The 18,314-nt window shown below is 62.2% G+C and carries 15 protein-coding genes; 4 read left to right on the top strand and 11 right to left on the bottom strand.

Going from position 1 to position 18,314, the window contains the following annotated elements; translation table 11 throughout:
• Positions 1 to 401 precede the first annotated feature (401 nt).
• Positions 402 to 1,514 (top strand): hypothetical protein, encoded by a 1,113-nt coding sequence (locus PLANPX_RS16010; protein WP_152099698.1) that lies wholly within the window; start codon positions 402 to 404, stop codon positions 1,512 to 1,514.
• An 87-nt stretch (positions 1,515 to 1,601) separates the two neighbouring features.
• Here PLANPX_RS16010 and PLANPX_RS16005 read toward each other — a convergent pair whose 3' ends face one another.
• Positions 1,602 to 2,606 (bottom strand): hypothetical protein, encoded by a 1,005-nt coding sequence (locus tag PLANPX_RS16005; RefSeq protein WP_152099697.1) that lies wholly within the window; start codon positions 2,604 to 2,606, stop codon positions 1,602 to 1,604.
• Positions 2,607 to 2,836: 230 nt separating this feature from the next.
• On the opposite strand from PLANPX_RS16005, the gene mnmG reads away from it, so the two are divergent.
• From mnmG to PLANPX_RS15990, 3 genes are all read left to right on the top strand, one after another.
• Complete coding sequence (mnmG, locus tag PLANPX_RS16000; protein ID WP_152099696.1) at positions 2,837 to 4,729, top strand: tRNA uridine-5-carboxymethylaminomethyl(34) synthesis enzyme MnmG; 1,893 nt, start codon at positions 2,837 to 2,839, stop codon at positions 4,727 to 4,729.
• 484 nt (positions 4,730 to 5,213) lie between these two features.
• Positions 5,214 to 5,795 (top strand): response regulator, encoded by a 582-nt coding sequence (locus PLANPX_RS15995; protein WP_152099695.1) that lies wholly within the window; start codon positions 5,214 to 5,216, stop codon positions 5,793 to 5,795.
• A gap of 120 nt (positions 5,796 to 5,915) precedes the next feature.
• The gene (locus tag PLANPX_RS15990; protein ID WP_152099694.1) at positions 5,916 to 6,614 is read left to right on the top strand and encodes a sensor histidine kinase; all 699 of its coding nucleotides are present in this window, start codon (positions 5,916 to 5,918) and stop codon (positions 6,612 to 6,614) included.
• A 60-nt stretch (positions 6,615 to 6,674) separates the two neighbouring features.
• Here the strand turns inward: PLANPX_RS15990 and PLANPX_RS15985 are convergent, their stop codons facing one another.
• The 10 genes from PLANPX_RS15985 to PLANPX_RS15945 form a co-directional block, all read right to left on the bottom strand.
• On the bottom strand, positions 6,675 to 7,391 hold the full coding sequence (locus tag PLANPX_RS15985) for an NYN domain-containing protein (protein WP_152099693.1): 717 nt from the start codon (positions 7,389 to 7,391) through the stop codon (positions 6,675 to 6,677).
• A gap of 198 nt (positions 7,392 to 7,589) precedes the next feature.
• Positions 7,590 to 8,852 (bottom strand): aspartate/ornithine carbamoyltransferase family protein, encoded by a 1,263-nt coding sequence (locus tag PLANPX_RS15980; protein WP_198421743.1) that lies wholly within the window; start codon positions 8,850 to 8,852, stop codon positions 7,590 to 7,592.
• 201 nt (positions 8,853 to 9,053) lie between these two features.
• A complete protein-coding gene (yaaA, locus tag PLANPX_RS15975) occupies positions 9,054 to 9,839 on the bottom strand; it encodes a peroxide stress protein YaaA (protein WP_152099692.1) in 786 nt (261 codons plus the stop codon).
• A gap of 55 nt (positions 9,840 to 9,894) precedes the next feature.
• Entirely contained in the window at positions 9,895 to 11,514 is a 1,620-nt protein-coding gene (locus PLANPX_RS15970; protein WP_152099691.1) for an ABC transporter permease, read from the bottom strand.
• 50 nt (positions 11,515 to 11,564) lie between these two features.
• Positions 11,565 to 11,708 (bottom strand): hypothetical protein, encoded by a 144-nt coding sequence (locus PLANPX_RS28055; RefSeq protein WP_232536141.1) that lies wholly within the window; start codon positions 11,706 to 11,708, stop codon positions 11,565 to 11,567.
• Positions 11,695 to 11,925, bottom strand: a complete 231-nt coding sequence (locus PLANPX_RS27785; protein WP_198421742.1) for a four helix bundle protein — start codon at positions 11,923 to 11,925, stop codon at positions 11,695 to 11,697. The genes PLANPX_RS28055 and PLANPX_RS27785 overlap by 14 nt, the downstream gene beginning before the upstream one ends.
• 55 nt (positions 11,926 to 11,980) lie before the next feature.
• Entirely contained in the window at positions 11,981 to 13,195 is a 1,215-nt protein-coding gene (locus tag PLANPX_RS15960; protein WP_152099690.1) for an argininosuccinate synthase, read from the bottom strand.
• A gap of 183 nt (positions 13,196 to 13,378) precedes the next feature.
• Positions 13,379 to 14,821 carry a 3-keto-disaccharide hydrolase gene (locus tag PLANPX_RS15955; protein ID WP_172992104.1) on the bottom strand — a complete coding sequence of 481 codons (1,443 nt, stop codon included), beginning with the start codon at positions 14,819 to 14,821 and terminating at the stop codon, positions 13,379 to 13,381.
• A gap of 700 nt (positions 14,822 to 15,521) precedes the next feature.
• Positions 15,522 to 15,914, bottom strand: a complete 393-nt coding sequence (locus PLANPX_RS15950) for a hypothetical protein (protein WP_152099688.1) — start codon at positions 15,912 to 15,914, stop codon at positions 15,522 to 15,524.
• A gap of 208 nt (positions 15,915 to 16,122) precedes the next feature.
• Positions 16,123 to 17,754 carry a PilW family protein gene (locus PLANPX_RS15945; RefSeq protein WP_152099687.1) on the bottom strand — a complete coding sequence of 544 codons (1,632 nt, stop codon included), beginning with the start codon at positions 17,752 to 17,754 and terminating at the stop codon, positions 16,123 to 16,125.
• Positions 17,755 to 18,314 lie beyond the last annotated feature (560 nt).

Here is an 18,314-nt window from a genome sequence, read left to right as displayed (position 1 = left end):
GCGCCGGCTGGGTCGGTCGGCGAGCGGGTCGGGTTGGAACGACAGAGACGATTGTTCCGGCAATGCGGGTAGCATCGACCCGTTACCGTGGGAATCCGAAGTCCAGTTTCCCCCAGGCGGAGAGTCCCCCTAGTCTACCCTTTTTCTCCCGGCGTTTGGCGGTAGTGTGGGGCCTGCTGTAGCCGGAGCGGTCGTGCGGGTCGGGCGACGGGGACCGGCCTGGGGTGTGGTTTTTTCGCCACATTTTTCGACAGGGGGCGTTGTTTTCCCGCCGCAGAGGGTAAATTTTCGCGTTGCCGCAAAGTTTGCGTAAGTTCCGCATCTTCGCTGGTCATCGAAAACTAGCCGGTCGCTTCCGCGGCCCGATCCACTCCCTCTGCTAGCAAGAAAGCGACTCCCCCATGAACGCCGCTTTGGTTCGCGAAACCGCTCTCTGGGCCTTCTGGCGCATCGCCGCTGCGGCGATCATCGTCGCTGCGATGGCCGTCGCCGCGTCGGCCCAATACTGCACGCCCGATCAATGCGACGGCTGCGACCTGAACAACTGCCAGCTCGATTGCTGCCACGAACTGCCGGAGCTGTGGCTGGTGAACACCCGCTGCGCGCCGAAGTGCAACAACCTCGACGCCGGCTTCGAGCGGATCAGCGTCCAACGCTACGACGCCAGCTGCCGTCGGTTTGTGAAGTCGTCGTGGGAAGAGTTGCTTGCTGAAGAGGCGAGCATGCCGACGCTGATCTTCGCGCATGGCAACACCCTGCAGCACAAGGGCGCCATGGACCAATGCTGGGACGTCTACCGCAAGATGCGCTGCTGTCCCGGCAAGAAGCGGCTCGTGTTCTGGTCGTGGCCAGCTCAGATTGATCACCTCCGCCCGCTGCTCCGTCCGCGTCAGCTGATCCTCAGCAACCTCCGCACGAAGTTCACCTACGCCGAATACCAAGGCTACTATATGGCGAAGCTTGTCCAACGGATGAGCATGACCCAACGCGTTACCGTCGGCGGTCACAGTTACGGCGGCATCATCGGCGCCGTGTCCGCTCACTTCATCGGCGGCGGCGAACTCCGCGGCTTGAAGCTCGCTGGCGCCGAAGCCGTCGAACGTCCGAACTTCCGCGTCGCCCTGGTATCGGCGGCGTTCGACAACGACTCGCTCGACGTCGGCGGTCGCTACGGCCAGGCGTTCGTCGCGGCGGAGAAGATTTACGTCACCCGCAACCGCACCGATAGCACCCTGCGTCGCTGGCCGAACATTTCGTATCGCTGCAAGCCAGCGGTCGGCGTGACCGGCGTCAACGCGAACTGCCTCGGCGAGAATGCCCACAAGCTCTGCCAACAAACGCTCACCAGCGACGTCGGCAGCAGCCACTACATCGAGCCCCACCTCGGCAGCCGCCGGTTCATGAACGCCCTCTGCTGCGTCGCGTTCCCCGCCTGTGCGGAGTGTGCGAAGGCCGAGCAGACCAAGCCGGTTCCGCCACAAGCGGCGAAGCTCGAGCTGAAGCCGGCGGCGTAATCACAACGAATCGATCGCAACCAAAAATAGCCCCGGGCAAGCTTGCCCGGGGCTATTGGCGTTTACGAAAGTTGACGCGGTGCGAAGCTACTTCGCCGCGACGACCGGGTGCATCGCCTGCGGCGACACGAAGTAGCCATGCAGCAAGAAGTTGAGCGTCGCCGCCCGTACTTCTTTGAACTTCGGCATCATCTGGTGAATGCCGTTGGTCTGAATGAAGTCGGTCGCACCCGCGAGCTTCATCGTGTCGATGCTGAGCAGCCCGTCGTCGTCGCCGGGGATGGCGTCGAGATAGCCTTCGCCGTCGCCCTGGCCGCCGGCGATAATGCCAAACTCAAAGTTCGGCGTCACCAGCTGCTTTTCCAGTTCAGGCCAACCTTTCGACGGCGCCAATTGCTCAAGCGGCTTGCCCGCCACCATCTGCACGAGTTTGCTGTCGGCAAACTGGTCGGCGATTTCAGCGCCATGATTCGGCGGCGAGATCATCACCATTCGTTTGAACTCTACCGGCGGCCGCATGGCGGGTTCGAGACGCTCGTAGTTGGCCAGCAGGCGACGGATGACAATATTGCCCATGCTGTGCGCGACGAAGCTCACCTGCTCAACGCCATCCAAATGGCGGATCACGCTGTCGAGCGAAGCCGCGTAGGCGTCGATGTCTTCCATCGTTGACGGATAGCCGACGTTAATTGTTGCGAGGTTTCCGTTCTCTTCGATGTACTGAGCCAAGCCTTCCATGAACTGCCGGCTCGCGCCCAGACCGTGGAGGACGATGACGACTTCCTTCGGATTCGGCGGAAAGTTTTCCGCCTTCTTCACTTCATTAAGCTTGGCGAGGCACGTATCGAATGTGCCGAAGGCTTGCCGGCGGTCGCTTGGATCGATCAGGCGGTAGTGACCGATCACCGCGTGCTTTTGAATGCGCCAGTTGTGGTCGACGACTTCGTCCGACCAAACGGCGATGCCGCCGAGCGTCGGCGTGCCGTTGGCGAACAGTCCGCCCCGTTCTTGGGCGCGAGCCGCGTAGGCGCCGGCAGCGACGACGATGAACGCGAGGATGGCGATGGCGAGGCTGCTCATGGAACGTGGCATGCGAAAATCTCCCTGACTCCGGAGCGCGGTCGGCGCCGCCCAAAGGTACGGCCGGATTCTAACCGCAGGTCGGGGCCAGCCCAACCTGCATACGGCCCCGGCGGCCTGCCGGTTCTGGAAGCTGTAGCGTTTTCCGGGCCGTTTCGTTACAGCTGCACCAGCATTCCCCGCCGGCGCCCGCAAAAGCCTCGCCGCTAGGCTAGCTGCCGGCCCTGGGCTAATTTGGAGGAATGGCAAACAGTGAGTACGAATTCGACGTTCTGGTGATCGGCGCCGGCCACGCGGGGACCGAAGCCGCCCTCGCGGCCGCCAGGCTGGGGGCCCGCACCGCCCTGCTGACGACCAACTGCGACACCGTCGGCCAAATGAGCTGCAACCCGGCGATCGGCGGCGTCGGCAAGGGGCAAATCGTCCGCGAGATCGACGCCCTCGGCGGGGCCATGGGGCGGGTGATCGACGCCACTGGCATCCAGTTCCGGATGCTCAATCTCCGCAAGGGCCCCGCGATGCACAGCCCGCGGGCCCAGGCCGACAAACGGCTTTACCAGGCCGAAGTGAAACGGCTTTGCGAGGAGCAGGAGAACCTGTCGCTGCGGCAGGAAGTGGTCGAAGACATCCTCGTGGAGGGTTCAGAGGTTGGGGTTCAGGGTTCAGGGAATACAGATTCCTCTTCGCTGAACCCTGAACCCTGCCACCTGAACCCTCCCCGCATCGTGGGTGTCCGCGTTCGCGGCGACGCAATCTACCGCGCCCGTGCGGTGGTGCTAACCACCGGCACCTTTCTGCAAGCGCTGATGCACACCGGCGAGGCGAAGACGCCCGGCGGACGCGGTGGCGAAGGAACTTCCTCAGGCATTAGCGCCGCGCTCAATCGGCTCGGCGTCAAACTCGAACGCTTCAAGACCGGCACGCCGCCGCGGCTGAACGGCCGTACGATCGACTACTCGCGCACCGAACTGCAGCCGGGCGACGAACATCCGCAGCCCTTTTCGTACCTCACCGATCGGCTCGAGGTCGAGCAGCTTCCCTGCTACATCACCTACACGAACGAGCAGGTGCACGACATCATCCGCGCGAACCTCTCGCGGGCGCCGATGTACAGCGGGCAGATCACCACCAGCGGGCCGCGTTACTGCCCGTCGATCGAAGACAAGATCGTGCGCTTCGCCGACAAGACGCAGCATCAGCTGTTCCTCGAACCCGAGGGTCGGAACACCCGCGAAGTCTACGTGAACGGTGTTTCCACCAGCTTGCCGCGCGACGTGCAGGACGCGATGTTCCGGCTGATTCCCGGCCTCGAACGGGCCGAGATCATGCGTTACGGCTACGCGGTGGAATATGACTACGCCCCGCCCGATCAGCTGCGGCCGACGCTCGAATCGAAGCAGGTGGCTGGGCTGTTCTTAGCCGGGCAGATCAACGGCACCACCGGTTACGAGGAGGCGGCGGCTCAGGGGCTGATGGCGGGGGCGAACGCGGCGCTCGGCGTCGCCGGGCGCGAGCCGCTCATCCTCACCCGCGACCAGGCCTACATCGGCGTGCTGATCGACGACCTCGTCACTCGTGGCGTCGATGAGCCTTACCGCATGTTCACCAGTCGCGCTGAATACCGCCTCTTGCTGCGGCAAGACAACGCCGACCGCCGGCTCACGCCGCTCGCGCATGAGGTCGGCCTTGCCGATGGCGATCGCTTCGCACGGCTCGAAACGAAGTACGCCGAGATTTCGCGGATTACCCAACTCCTCGAAACGACGCGGCAGGAGGGGCAATCGCTCGCCCAGCGGTTGCGGCGGCCGGAAGTCGAGTGGCCAGACATTGTCGCGCGGCTGCCCGAACTTGCCGCGACTTCTGAAGACGTCGCCAGCCAGGTGCTCGTCGACTTGAAGTACGCGGGCTATGTCGCGCGGCAGGAAGTCGAAGTCGATCGGCAACGCCGCCTCGCCGCGAAGCGGATCCCCGCCAGCTTCGACTACGGCCGCATTTCGCAACTGCGAGCGGAAGCTCGCGAGAAGCTCGGACGCATCCGTCCGGTCGATCTCTCGCAAGCGAGCCGTGTGAGCGGCATCACCCCCGCCGACATCGCGCTGGTGATGGTTCACCTCGAAGGCAAAGGGAGCCGCTAGCGAGGTTATCTGTGGTCTAAAAGTCAGTCGCCAGTCGTTGAAAACGGCTCTCCATCGTCCCGCAACTGACCACGGACTACTGGCAACGGACGAAACCTCGTTTCCGGCCACAACGACGTAAGTTGTTGTGCCAATTTATTTTGCGTCAATTCAATCAATGTTGACTCAGTTTGCCGGACCGTTATAATTCCCCCAGTTGGCAAACCAGGAAGCTTCGGCAGGCATGGATGACGTTGCCGTCTAAACAGCCTTGCACCTTTAAGTAGGTGGCCGGAACTTCAGGCGACTACGCATCACTGGGGACTCCGGGCACACGGGGACTTCGGGGGGCATCGCAGAGGGTTTCCTACCAGACACACAAGGACCGGCAAGGACGCTCGACGGAGCTAACTCAAGCGTAACCGTCCGTTCGCGCTCGCCTTCAATAAAGTCACGGCCCTCGGGTCGCGGCACAACCACGGCTAAGGAGAGAGGTGGTTCGACCATGAAGACCGTATTCACGACCGGCGAAGCCGCGAAGATTTGTAAGGTCAGCCAGCAGACGATCATCCGCTGCTTCGACTCAGGACAGCTCAAAGGCTTCCGCGTCCCCGGCAGCCGCTTCCGCCGCATTCCGCGCGACCAGCTGTACGCCTTCATGCGGGACAATGGCATTCCGACCGACGCCCTCGATAGCGGCAAGCGGAAGATCTTGGTCGTCGACGACGACGAATCGTTGGTCGAACTGATCGTCGACGCCCTGAACGCCGACGGCCGCTTCGACGTCCGCAGCGTCAACAACGGCTTCGGCGCCGGCATGTTGATCAAGGAGTTCCGCCCCGATCTGGTCGTTCTCGACGTGATGCTGCCAGATATCAACGGCAAGGAAGTCTGCAACCTCGTCCGCAGCGACGCGACGATGGACGACGTCCGGATCATCTGCATCTCGGGCATGGTCGAGCAGGAGAAGATTCAAGAACTCCGCGACGCTGGCGCCGACGAGTTCATGAAGAAGCCGTTCGACGTGGATCAACTCGTGACCCGCGTTTGCCAGTTGCTGGACGTGGAATCGATCGGCGTGAAGTAGGTTGCGCTCACGGCGTCGCCGCGTTTATAGCCTCGGGCTCTGCCCGGGGGTGGGCTTCCATGCCGGTTGGCGTCGTCGCGCGTAACGCCACCCCCTGGCGGAGCCAGGGGCTAGGTACGTATGACCGCATCCGACGCCAGTTTTGATTCACGCCTCGAGCAAGCGAAGCTCGATGCGATGAAGGAACTGGCCTATGGCGCCAGCCACGAGATCAACAACCCGCTCGCCAATATCTCCGCTCGTGCGCAGTCGCTGCTGCGCGACGAGCGAGATCCCGAGCGGCGGCGGACGATCGAGGCGATCAATCAGCAAGCGCTTCGTGCGCATGAAATGATCTCTGATCTCATGCTCTTCGCGCGGCCGCCGCAGTTGGTGCTCGCACTTACGAATCTCGCCGAAGTCGTCAGCGAAGCAGCTCGCGGCTTAGCGCCCGAACTTGCACGCCGCAACGTCGCCCTCCGCTTCGACAGCGCAACTTCCCTGCCTGTGGTGGAAGCCGACGCCACGCACTTGCAGGTCGCCGTTCGCGCACTCCTCGACAACGCCCTCGATGCGATCGGCCGCGACGGCGCGATCGTTGTGACGTGGTCTTCGACTGAAGGAGCCACGCAACTAGTAATCGCCGACACCGGCCCCGGCATCGCGCCGGAAATCCGCCCCCACATCTTCGACCCGTTTTACTCGGGCCGAGAAGCGGGCCGCGGCCTCGGCTTCGGCCTCTCGAAAGCCTGGCGAATCGTCGCACTCCACAACGGCACGCTCGCAGCCGACTCTCCCCCGACAGGCGGAGCGACGTTCACGATGACGCTCCCCCAGTAGCCGCGGGTCAACGACCCGCCGGAGCGAAACCCGAACCTGTTCCCATCTCGTGAGCGCCAGTCACGAACCACCCTCCAACAAATCCTCCCCATACCCCGGCGGGAAAGGATTCGCGAGATTCCCCTTCTCATGCGGCGGCTTGCGCGACGGCCGTTTCCGCTTCGGGGTGGCCTTCTTCTTCGCCGGCTTTGCTTCCCCGGCCAGCTGAGCCGGCGTTCGTTTCGCATCGCCGGTCGCACGCGGTTTGGGAACCGGTCGTCTTCGCGCGGGAGGTGGTAAAATCTCCAGCTCTTCGACGTCGCCGAACTCCGCGAGCCAGTAGGAAATCTCATCACTACTCAACGGCCCGGCCGGCTTCGCAATGATCGGCGCCGGCGCCTTCATCGCCGCGCGACGCCGCAGCGCCTCGGCGAACCACACGTCGCTATCGACGAACGGCGCCTTCCGCCGCCGCGCCGCCCGCTGCAGGCGGTGATCGCTCGAAACCACCAGCAGCGACTTGGGCACGCTGTGGGCTTCGATCAACTCTTCGATCAACTCGTCGGCGTTGTCGTACTCCGACGAGAAGTGAATCGTCATTTCTTCGAAGACGATCGTCCGCGGCAAATTCGGCGGGGCTTCGGCCGCATCGAACACGATCGTCGTCTGCGGCCGTTCCCGTGGATCGATCGCAGACGCCAAAAACCGCAGCAACCCCTCCCGCGAGCCGCGCAACCCCCCATGCCCGACAATCGCGGTCACATGGAGCAGGTTGTAGCCGTCAATGAGCAGGGCCATGACGGCTACTGTACTAGGAATTGAACCACGACGACACAACGATCACGACGAAAACAGAAGGAACCGCCGATGAACGCTGGGTAAGGCAAAAAGGGTTCAGGGTTCGGGGTTCAGCAATTCTTCTGAACCCTGAACCCTAACACCTGAACCCTTCGTCGCGTCCTTCGTGTCGTCGTGGTGCAATTCCACGGAGCCACGTTAGACCCGCTGCAGCCCAGTCGGCTTCCAAGCCCCAAACTGCTCGTGATAAAACCGTGAGATCTGGTGATCGACGTTGAACACATGCGCGAGCAGCGCCGCCCGAATCCACATCCCGTTGCGAGCCTGGCGGAAGTACATCGCCCGCGGGTCGGCGTCGATCTCCGGCGGAATCTCGCCAAAGTGCTGATCGCGCGGGAATGGGTGCAAAATCGGCGCGTAGCTCTTCATCCGCGCGACGAGGCCGCGGTTGAGCTTGTACCGATCAAAGTCGATCTTGGCGAACGACTCGACGTCGGCCGCGACGTTGTGCTCTTTTTGAATCCGCGTCATGTAGAGCGCGTCGACTTGCTCGATGAGCGGCTTGCCGTCGATCGGCGCCTCGAGCGAATCGACTTCAAAGATCCGCACGCCGCGGGCCAGCAGCCGTTCGCGCAAGTCGTCGCCAAGGGAAAGCGTTGGATGATCGGGCGCAACAAACGCCAGCGTCACGCCTTCGTACCCGGCCAGCAACTCCGCCAGCGAACGCACCGTGCGGCCGCGACCGATGTCTCCGCAGAATCCGTACACTTTGTGCGACAGCCCGCGCGTGAGCGACGGATGTTCGCGGCGGATTTCTTCGTAGCGCGTCCCGAGCGGCGAATCCTTAGGGCTGACGAACTGAAACGACCGCTGCAGCGTGTAAATGTCGAGCAGCGCCTGCGTCGGATGCTGGTCGGCGCCCGATCCGGCGTTGATGATCGGTACGCTCCGGTTCCCCGTCGCCGCCAAGTCGTTCATCACGTAGGCGCACGCTTCAGCCAGCCGCGCGACCGGGCTCCGCATGATGATCAGGTCGAAGTAGCTGCTAAACATGCGGATTGAATCGAACCGCGTCTCGCCCTTCGTTTCCGACGAGGTCGAGGCGTCGCGCACTTCGTTGCAGGTGATCCCCAGAATCTGGCACGCGGCCATGAAGCTGAGGAACGTCCGCGTCGACGGCTGCGTGAAGTACAGCATCGCCCGCTTGTGATGCAGTAGGTTGATCAGGAAGTCCTGTCCCGAGCGGGCCTTCGACAGATCGCGGATCATGTCGGCCGTGCCGGCGAGGTCTTCCAGCATGTCGACGGAGAATTGCCGACTGAACAGGACATGCCGCAGCCGCTCGTCGCGGCTGAACTCCGGCGCCTTCATCGGAATGGGCCGGTCGAAGCGAGATTGGTAATGAAGCAGGTCGAGTTCGTCCTGCGTCGGCGGGGGCGTCATCGGTGCGTCGTCGGGCATAAACGACGATCATCGCATACCGATCGGAGGAGCGTCAAGCGACTCCCTGCGCCCGTCGATTGAATGACTCACGAGTGACAATTGTGGGAGGCGTCTCCGACGCCGATTTCGCTTACCATTCCAGGCCGCTTCACCTTGCAGCGCGGCGTCGGGGTCGGAGACCCCTCCCACACAAGTAGCGTTTTGTTTCGACGACAAAACTCACCCCTTCATTGCCGGCGGTTTGTCGCGCGTGAACACTGGTTCATCCTCGGTAGAAAGCTCCGCGTTGAACCGATACCCGCCTGCGCGAAACTTGAGAATCGCCGCCGGCGAATCGGCCCGCGATTCGATGAGATGCCGGGCCATCATCCCGCGGGCTTTCTTGGCGAAAAAGCTGATCACCGAATACTTGCCGTTGTGCTTTTCGCGGAACGTTGGCGTAATTACCCGCCCCTTCAGCGTCGGCCGATCGGCGACGGCGAAATACTCCTGCGACGCCAAGTTGACGATCACCCCCTCCCCCGCCTGCTTCGCTTCCTTCGTCAGCGACTTCGCGACCGCATCGCCCCAGTGAGCGTACAAATCCTTGCCGTAGTCGCCGGCGAGCCGGATGCTCATCTCCAGTCGGTAGGGTTGAATGAGATCCAGCGGCCGCAGCACGCCATACAAGCCCGACAGAATGCGGAGATGCTCCTGCGCGAACTGGAGGTCGTCCGTCGAGAGCGTATCGGCGTCGAGTCCGATATAGACGTCGCCGTGAAACGCGAACACCGCCTCCTTGGTTCCCTTGGCGTCGTACTTCGCCTTCCAGGCGGCGAAGTAACCGCGGGCCGTCTCGGCCAGCTTCGGGCTGATGCTCATCAACCGGCCGAGTTTCGCCGGCGTGAGCGACTGGGCGTGCTTGGCGAGCCGATTGGCCTGCGTGAGAAACTGCGGCTTCGTGGCGGCGTGGGCGGGCTGCGGCGAAAAATCGAGCGTCTTAGCCGGCGAAATCAAAATCAGCATCGCGTCGTCGTTCTCTCCCTCGAACCCTCGTCCCAAATCGCTTGGCCAAAATTGGTTACTCAGAAACCCGCCAACGAACCTTGAACAACTGCGTCATCGCCAGCAGCAAAACGCCGCCGTAGAGCGCCGAGAAGCCGAGATAGCCCCAGAAGATGTTCGTGTTGATTCGTTCAACGTTCGTCCACTCGTCGAGCGTCAGCGGCAGGTTGAACGCTGCCGCGAAGGGGCTCGTCGCCTGCGCCACCGCCACGACGCCCGCCGCGTTCGATGCCGCCGCGAATGTCTGTACGAACACATTTGCCGCCACCGGCGCCAGGAACAGCGTCGCGAGCACCAGGTAGCTGCACATCAGGCTGCTCGACGATTTCTTGAACACCGTCGAGCAGAACAGTGCCGTGATTGCCGTCGTCGTCGCCGTGATCCCCACGATGAGAAAGTAGCCCCCCATCGTCAGCAAATTCGGCCAATAGCCTACCGGCATCAGGCACGCGAGAAACACCGGCCACAGCAAGAACGACGTCAGCACGCTCGACACTCGCAGCCCCGAGAGCAATTTGCCCCACAGCATCTGCCACGGCGTGATGAGCGTTGTCAGCAAGAGGTCGAGCGTCGACCGCTCGCGTTCGCTCGTCAGACTATCGGCCGAGAAGACCGGCCCCACCAACAGATTGAACAGCAGCACGTAGGCGATGTACCACGGCGCCAACTGCCGCTGCATGAACAGGCAGACCGCCATCACGGGGAGGGCCAGGCCCATGCTGATCTGGATGACCAGTCGCAGCATGAGAGTTCCCTGGCTGAAGATCTCGCTCCGCATCTCCTTGTCGTAGATCGGATTGGCGTCGTCATCGAGGAACGTCGTTCGCTTCGGCGGGGCGAACAGCTTATCGGGAAACTGATCGCGTTCGATGTACAGCCCGACCGCTTCCTTCGCTTCGGTCTCTAGATCGATCGCCTGCTTGCCGCCGCTCCCCAGGTCGGGCGGCTTGATCAACCGCCGGCAAACGTCCGCCCACAGCAGCGCCCCGACTGAAAGGCACGCAATCGGCACGATCGCCAGCACGACCATGATCCGCAGCTCGGCTGCCTGCTGCAGCGCCCGCCATACCAGCACCCCCGCCATCGCCAGTGGCAAGATCAGCATGTACGACGCCACCAGCGACGCGCTCGTCCGCTGAAAGAAACTGCTGCACCAGAGGCTGATCATCCCGAACAGCCCCACCGAGCAGATCATCGCCACGTAAGCGACGAGGACTTCGTAAAGCGAGACGCCCCCCAGCGGCAGGCACAGCATCACGATCGGCAGCGAGCAAATCATCAACTCCGCGAGCGGCGTCAGCGACGCCAGCAGCTTGCCGAGCACAATCGATCCCGGCCGCAGCGGGCTGGCGAGCAGCATCTCGTAACTCTCGCGCTCCCGTTCGCCGGTGATCGCCCCCGCGGCAAAACTCGGAGTCATTAGCGAGACGAGAATGTACTGCCCGAAGAAGAACAGATTGACGAGCTTCTGCGCTTCCTCCGGCCGAGCCAAATCAAGCGTCTGATTCGCCGGCCACGCCGCGTAAACGAGCATCCCCAGCCCGGCGACGTACGCAAACAACAGCAAGAACCCCCGCGTCATGCGGAGATTCGAAATCAGCTCGCGTTGCAGAACGGGGTTTTCGCGGAAGAGCATGGGGAGTTGCGAGTTTCGGGTCGCGAGTTGCGAGTGAAATGCGGGAAGAACTACAGCGTGTCTTTTACTGTTCGCATCAAGCCGCTCAGCATTTTGCTTTCTTGGTCGGTCATGGAAAACAAACTTTCCATCGACTTGCCGTCTGCGAAGCCGAGCTCGCGAGCAATGATCAACTGCGTTTCAAGTTTCCGCAAGCGATCCCTTCGCGATGTTGCAGAACCGGTGCAGTTCCTTTTGCGTCTTGCGCGCGTGCCCTTCCGCGATGTTGGAAGCAATCGACACAGCCGCCCGGCGGAGTTGGCTAGTGAGGCCGTACTGCTCGCTTTTGGGAAAGTTACCAGTTATTCGGTAGACCTCCAGAGCGATATCAACGCCCAACTGCCAAACTTTCAAATCGCGATAACTAGCCACGGCATTTTTCCCCGTACCCAACTCGCAACTCGAAACCCGCTACTCGCAATCTCTCTTAGTACTTCCGCGGCCGTACCTGCCCCATCACCCGGCTTGGCAGCCCCTGGATCCGCAGGAACCCTTCCGCATCGGTCTGGTCGTAGTTGCCCGCCTCGTCCATGCTGGCGATCGCCGCGTCGTACAGGCTATACGGGCTCGTCCGGCTTTGAATCATGACGTTGCCCTTGTAGAGGCCGACGGTCACTTCGCCCGTCACCGGCTTCTGCACCTCACGCATGAACGCCATGAGCGCGTCCATCTTCGGCACGTACCAGAAGCCGTAGTACACCATCTCGGCGACTTCGGGGCTGATGCGATCGCGGAGGTGGACCGTCTCGCGGTCGATCGTCAGTTGCTCGAGCGCCAAGTGCGCCGCGTACAGCGTCGTCATGCCGGGCGACTCGTACACGCCACGGCTCTTCATGCCAACGAAGCGGTTCTCGACGATGTCGATCCGCCCCACGCCGTTCCGGCCAGCGATCTTGTTCAGCTCCTCGACCATTTGCAGCGGCGACTTCTTCACGCCGTTGATCGTTACCGGCACGCCCGACTCGAAACCGATCTTCACCGTCTCGATCTTATCGGGGGCTTCTTGCGGCGACACCGTCATGCCGAAGTCGATGATCGACACGCCGTCGACCGTCGGGTCTTCCAGGTTGCCCGCTTCGTAGCTGATGTGGAGGCAGTTCTCGTCGCTGCTGTACGGCTTGGCGATCGACGCCTTCACCGGGATCCCCTTCTTCTCGCAGTAGGCGATCATGTCGCTGCGACCTGCGAACAGGTCCTGGAACTTCTTGATCCGCCACGGCGCGATGATTTTTACGTTGGGATCGAGCGCTTCAGCGGCGAGTTGGAACCGGCACTGGTCGTTGCCCTTGCCGGTTGCGCCGTGAGCGTAGGCCTCGGCGCCGACTTCGCGAGCGACCTGCAAGCAGACCTTCGAGATGAGCGGCCGGGCGATCGACGTGCCAAGCAGATAAATCCCCTCGTACTTCGCCTGCCACTGCAGCACCGGGAACGCAAAGTCGCGGCACAGTTCCTCACGAACGTCGATCAGCCGCGAAGACTTCGCCCCGTTGTCGCGGGCCTTCTTCAGAATCGCCTCGCGATCCTCGCACGGCTGGCCGAGATCGACGTACACGGCATGGACGTCGTACCCCTCGTCCTGAAGCCAACCGAGAATGACAGAGGTATCGAGACCGCCGGAGTAAGCCAACACGCAACTGGGCATAGGAGGGTTCAGGGTATGGGGTTCAGGGTTCGGGAGGGGGGGCTGACCACGAAGGCGCCAAGGCGCTAAGGGGGCACCGAGGAAATCCAAGGGTTCGATTGTAATTGCCCGACCCCTGTTTGATCTACTCACCCGCATTAATGAATTGAACCACGACGGCACGACGAGCACGACGAATTACCCTCATTTCGCCTTTTCTTCCGTCGTGTCCTTCGTGCCGTCGTGGTTCGTATTTCCCGGCAATTCGCCGATCCGCATGTTCCGGAAGCGGATATCGGTCGTCGGGTCATGCCCCTGGAGCGAGATGGTTCCCGCGGCTGTCCGCAGGCCGTTGCGGGGGTTGTCGTGCGGCGGGCGGGGGTCGGTCCAGTCAGTCACTTGCAGGCCGTTCACCCACACGGCGATATGGGGGCCGGTGGCGACGATCGTCGTCGTGAACCACTCGTGGTCGCGGGCGTTCACCCGCCGGGCCGGGATGCGGCGGTAGATGGCTCCGGTGCCAAAGTCGCTCGGCTTCGTCGGATCGCCCTCCTTCATCACGTTATTGATCTGGCATTCGTAGCCGTTCATGTACTCGCGCGGGATGCAGCGAAAGAAGACGCCCGAGTTGAGCCCGTCGCCGTCGACGCGGGTGTCGAACTGCATCGTGAAGTCGGCGTAGGTCGCGTCGCTCTCAAGCTGGCCGCTGCCATTGGTGACGCGGAGTTCGAAATCGCCCTCGATGTTCCCTTCTGGTCCCCTCCCCCCGGAGGGGAGGGTTAGGGAGGGGGGAGTGGAGCGTGTACCAGCTTCGCCCCCCTCCCCAGCCCTCCCCTCAAGGGGGAGGGAGCCAGAGGAAGCTTGCGCTGAGACGATTTCAAACTTACTAGTCTTCTTCTGATCGTCATTCCACCCGGCGAGATCTTTGCCGTTGAGCATCGGCTTCAGCCCGAGCGGCTTCAACCGAACGTTGCGGAACGCGACCGGCCCCTCGCGGAACTGTAGGCCGATGCGGCCGCGCGGCGGCACAGAGTCGTTGTTGGCGATGTAAGTCGTCAGCAGCACACCGTCGAGTTTGATTTGCACGTTGTTTCCTTCAACAACCAAATCGAACGCATGCCAACCGTCGCTCCAGGGATCGACGGCCCGTCCCGGTCCGCCGAGGCGTTTGACCGTCTGATTGGGATCGTCGACGCGGTAGCTCTCGGGCTCGGTGCTCACCTTCAAGCGTCCTACCAGCGACGCCGTCGGAAATGGGTTGTCTTTGGGAGCAATGTTCAACTCGATGCAATCCTTCGTCGGATCGGTCGGCTTCAACGGCGTCCGCAAGAACACGCCGCTATTGGTCGTCGCCGGCGCCTTGAACTCCACATGCAGTTCGTAGTCCCCAAACTCGCTGTTCGTCATGAGGAACCCTTCGTCCCCCTCGCCCACCGCGATCGCGCCATCGTCGACCTTCCAATCCGCCTTGCCTGTCGGCGTCCACCCGAACAGCGTCTCGCCGTCGAACAGGCTGATCCACCCCTCGGCGATCTGCTGCGGCGTCAGCTGATTCGACTTGGAGTTCTCCGCCGCGGCTGTCAGCGATGGAGCAACGAGCAGCAAGACGAGCACGACGATTTGGCGAGCGTAATTCGGAGAGGTCATCGAAAGCTCTGGTCCAAGTGGACAGCGGAGGGGATGGATGAGAGTGAGTATGGCCTTCAGCCAAAGCGATCGAATGGCCGGCAAAGACCCAAGGCGTTGCCCTAGGCTACGTTGAACTTGGCCGCTGGCCAAGCAGCGCGGAAATGCTGCACCAAAAGAAAAGCCACCGGCTCCGCCGGTGGACGAAGTGCAAGAACGTCTCGCCCCCATCCCTAGCCCCGGGCTCTGCCCGGGGGTGAGTAACCATTCCGCCACGCATCATCGCGCGTGGTGCAACCCCCGGGCGAAGCCCGGGGCTAGGGAAGAGGGCTCCTCCGCTGGTCTCTCGCGCGAGCATCACCCGTAGAGGGGGTGGCCGAAAATCGCGACTGCGCGCGGTTCCGAACTCATGCTAACGTGCAATGATTGGCGCCCCCGCTCCGCGCCATGTGAAGCGGTCATCTTGAAGCACACGTTTAGTCGCGACATTATGTCGCCAACTAACGGCGCGTAACCAAAACCATGACAACCACTTACGCTTAGTGTCGCGAAAAATCGAAAAAGCGACACAAAGCGACAGCAGCCGCGGCTCAACGAGCCGCCGGAGCGATTACAGAAGAATGTCAGTCGTCCGTTGTCCGTCGTCGGTCGCAAAAACCAGCAACTGACAACGGACGCCGCCGTCGAACGGTATTCGCTCCGGCCGGTCGTTGACCGGCGGCTAAGAATTTCCCATCACCGCCAACCGCGCGTCGTACGGAAAGGAGTTCCCCAGCCGTGGCTCAACGAGCCGCCGGAGCGGATCGTGAGGAATCTCGATCTCAATCTCATTCGCATCGGCCAGAATCGACGTGAGATCAAACTGCGGTGCGACTAACTGCCCATCGCCAACTTTCTCTGGCTGATCGCTGATTGCTGACTGCTGACCGCTAAAAGTGCAACCATTCACCCGAACCGCCGCGCCAGCCGGCAGCCCGCTGACGACGAGCAGCAACTGGTCGTCCGCCTCCAGCCCCGTCGGCCGATGAAACCGCCGCGACCAGCAAACTCCTCCCTGCTCCGTCGCCGCACATTGCCAGGGATCGCGCAGCCGAATGGAGTGGGCAAGAAACATGGAGGTAGCCGCGGGTCAACGACCCGCCGGAGCGAATCAGAGGAATGTCAGTGGTCAGTAGTCAGTTGCTGCATTCTGCCACGGACAACTGACAACCGACAACTGACGCCGCAACTCAATTGCGCACAAACTTGCGCAAGAGAATGCCAGCGCCAAACCGAACTCGCTCCGGCGGCTCGTTGAGCCGCGGCTACTGGCGGGAACGCGGCTACTGCTGGAAGCTGTGCGTTACCGACGACTCGCGGACTTGGCGGGCATCGGGCTCGTAGACGCGGAGGATCGCCTTGATGCCCCGCAACGGCACGTCGTACGGCGGCGAGGTTTCGCGTTCGCCACGATCGTCGACGCCATTGGCGCCGTCGTCATCCAGGCCGTTGGCCCCTTGGTCGAAGGTGTTCGCACGCCAAGCATCGGTTGCTGAGGCGTCCTGATTGAGGCCGTCGTTCTCGTAGTGGTAGGACCACGTATCGTAGACTGCGGGGTAATCAACGAACGTCGCCGGGGTGTTGGGATTGGGGTGCCAGCCGACTCGATGAGGCATATGCAAGGTCGGCTGCGGAACAATCGGCGACCACGCCGCGGGCGCGACGCCGAGAGGAAGTGCCGGCACTGCGTTTTGCGGGTAGGCGTAGCCGGCTGCAGTGAGTCTCTTTCCCCAACCCAGGTCGCAGTAAGCGCCGTACCCAACGACAGGCGGATTGGTGACGTTAACCACTGCTTCCCAGCCTAAGTCGCTTGGCTCTAGCACGGCTCCGGCAGACCCGACTAAAGGCGCTCCTGGATCGAAGATGCGAAGATCGAATGCCAACGCATTGTTCAGCACGAGCCAGTCGGGCTGGCCGTTCGGCAAGTTCAGCATCGCGTGCGGAAAGTCGCTGAGTGCTACCGTTGGATCGAATGCGTGATTGAAACGATACTCTCTCTTCGTGAGATCACTCAGCGTGTTGCCCACCAAACGGCCGTCTTCGATCCGAGCGGAGACGTCGTATTTGGTGTAGTAGTCGTTTAAGAGTTGGCGATTGGTTGTGCCGGTAAACGCGCTGAGCGGCGGGAATTGCGTGCTCGGTCTCACAAGGAGGGCCCGGCGGTAGATTCGCCGCATGCCGGGTTCAGCGTTCCCGCCGCCGCCGAGGCCATTTTGCTCCGCAAACCAGATGACCTCGGCCTGAGGCGAGTCGTCAAACCGCGCTTCCCACGCGTTCGTCGTTGGATTGAGATAGGGAATCTTGCCAGTAAATGGATTGCGCTCGTCTTGCGTCGTGAGCGCTAAGACATCGTCCCAGTCGCCAAGCGCCCGAGCGTCGGTGATGGCGCCGACTCCTAGGGCTCGCCCATCAGCCGAATTGCCCGTATCCGAGTCGAAGCCCTGGCTGCTCGGCACCATCGAAACGGCGTAGTCGAGTTCGCCGTTGCCTGTGTTGCCGTCGATGAGGATGCTCGGATTCTTATCGTTCCACTGCCCCTCGATAATCTCGATATACCCCTGGTTCGCCTCCGGCCGCTGCCAGGTCGTGCCGCGGCAGGTGGCGCCGTTGAGGTCCATCGCCAGCCGTTGCCGGACTTGCCGGAGCTGGGCGCCAGTTTCGATCGCCGCCCGGCGGTTGCGGATGCTGCCGCTGATGTTGGCGAACAGGTTGACCACCGCCGCCATCATCACCAGCGTCACCGCCAGGGCGACAAGCATTTCAATGAGGGTCAGACCGCGCAAGTAGCCGCGGCTCAACGAGCCGCCGGGGCGACTTCCGAGGGGCGTGTGCCGATCACCGCTCCGGCGGGTCGTTGACCCGCGGCTGAGGAGCGCGCGCAGTTTGAGCGGAAAGCGATCGAAAAGATTGGTCATGCGGGTGCTCTGTACCGGTAGCGAACAGACCGCGGACCCCTGAAAAATGCGGCTTTCGCTATCACCATTGCACCGTGAAATGCGCAAAAAGTCAAGAAAGAGGCTGACTTACTGCGCTCTCCCGCTCGCCCCGCAGCCGCGGCTTAACGAGCCGCCGGAGCAAAATTGGAGGGATTGTCCGTGGTCAATGGTCAGTAGTCAGTTGCGGAAACCATCGGCTCCATCCCAGGCTCCAGCCCCAAGGCACTCCCCAGCAACTGACAACTGACAACTGACAACTGACCACCGACAACGGACCTGCGGCCCTCCACAGATTCACCCCATCACACCCCCCAGCCGGCCGTCGCCCAGCATTTTCCTGGAGCCTCACGCCCCCTCCGGCCGATCCCAGAAAAAGGGGGAGGTCTAAGTTAAAATCGGCGTAATTGCCGCAAACCGCGAAAAAGGTATTGCCTCGCGGAATTTGCTTGGAAATAGTTACGCAGTCGAGTAAAAAACGCTCGCCAGCAGACACGCTTCTCATCTCGCGCCAACGGACGGACCCAGGCAGCGATTGCGTC

It is taken from the genome of Lacipirellula parvula (assembly GCF_009177095.1).
Taxonomy (GTDB): Bacteria; Planctomycetota; Planctomycetia; order Pirellulales; family Lacipirellulaceae; genus Lacipirellula; species Lacipirellula parvula.
This window is presented reverse-complemented; position numbering and strand designations above follow the sequence as displayed.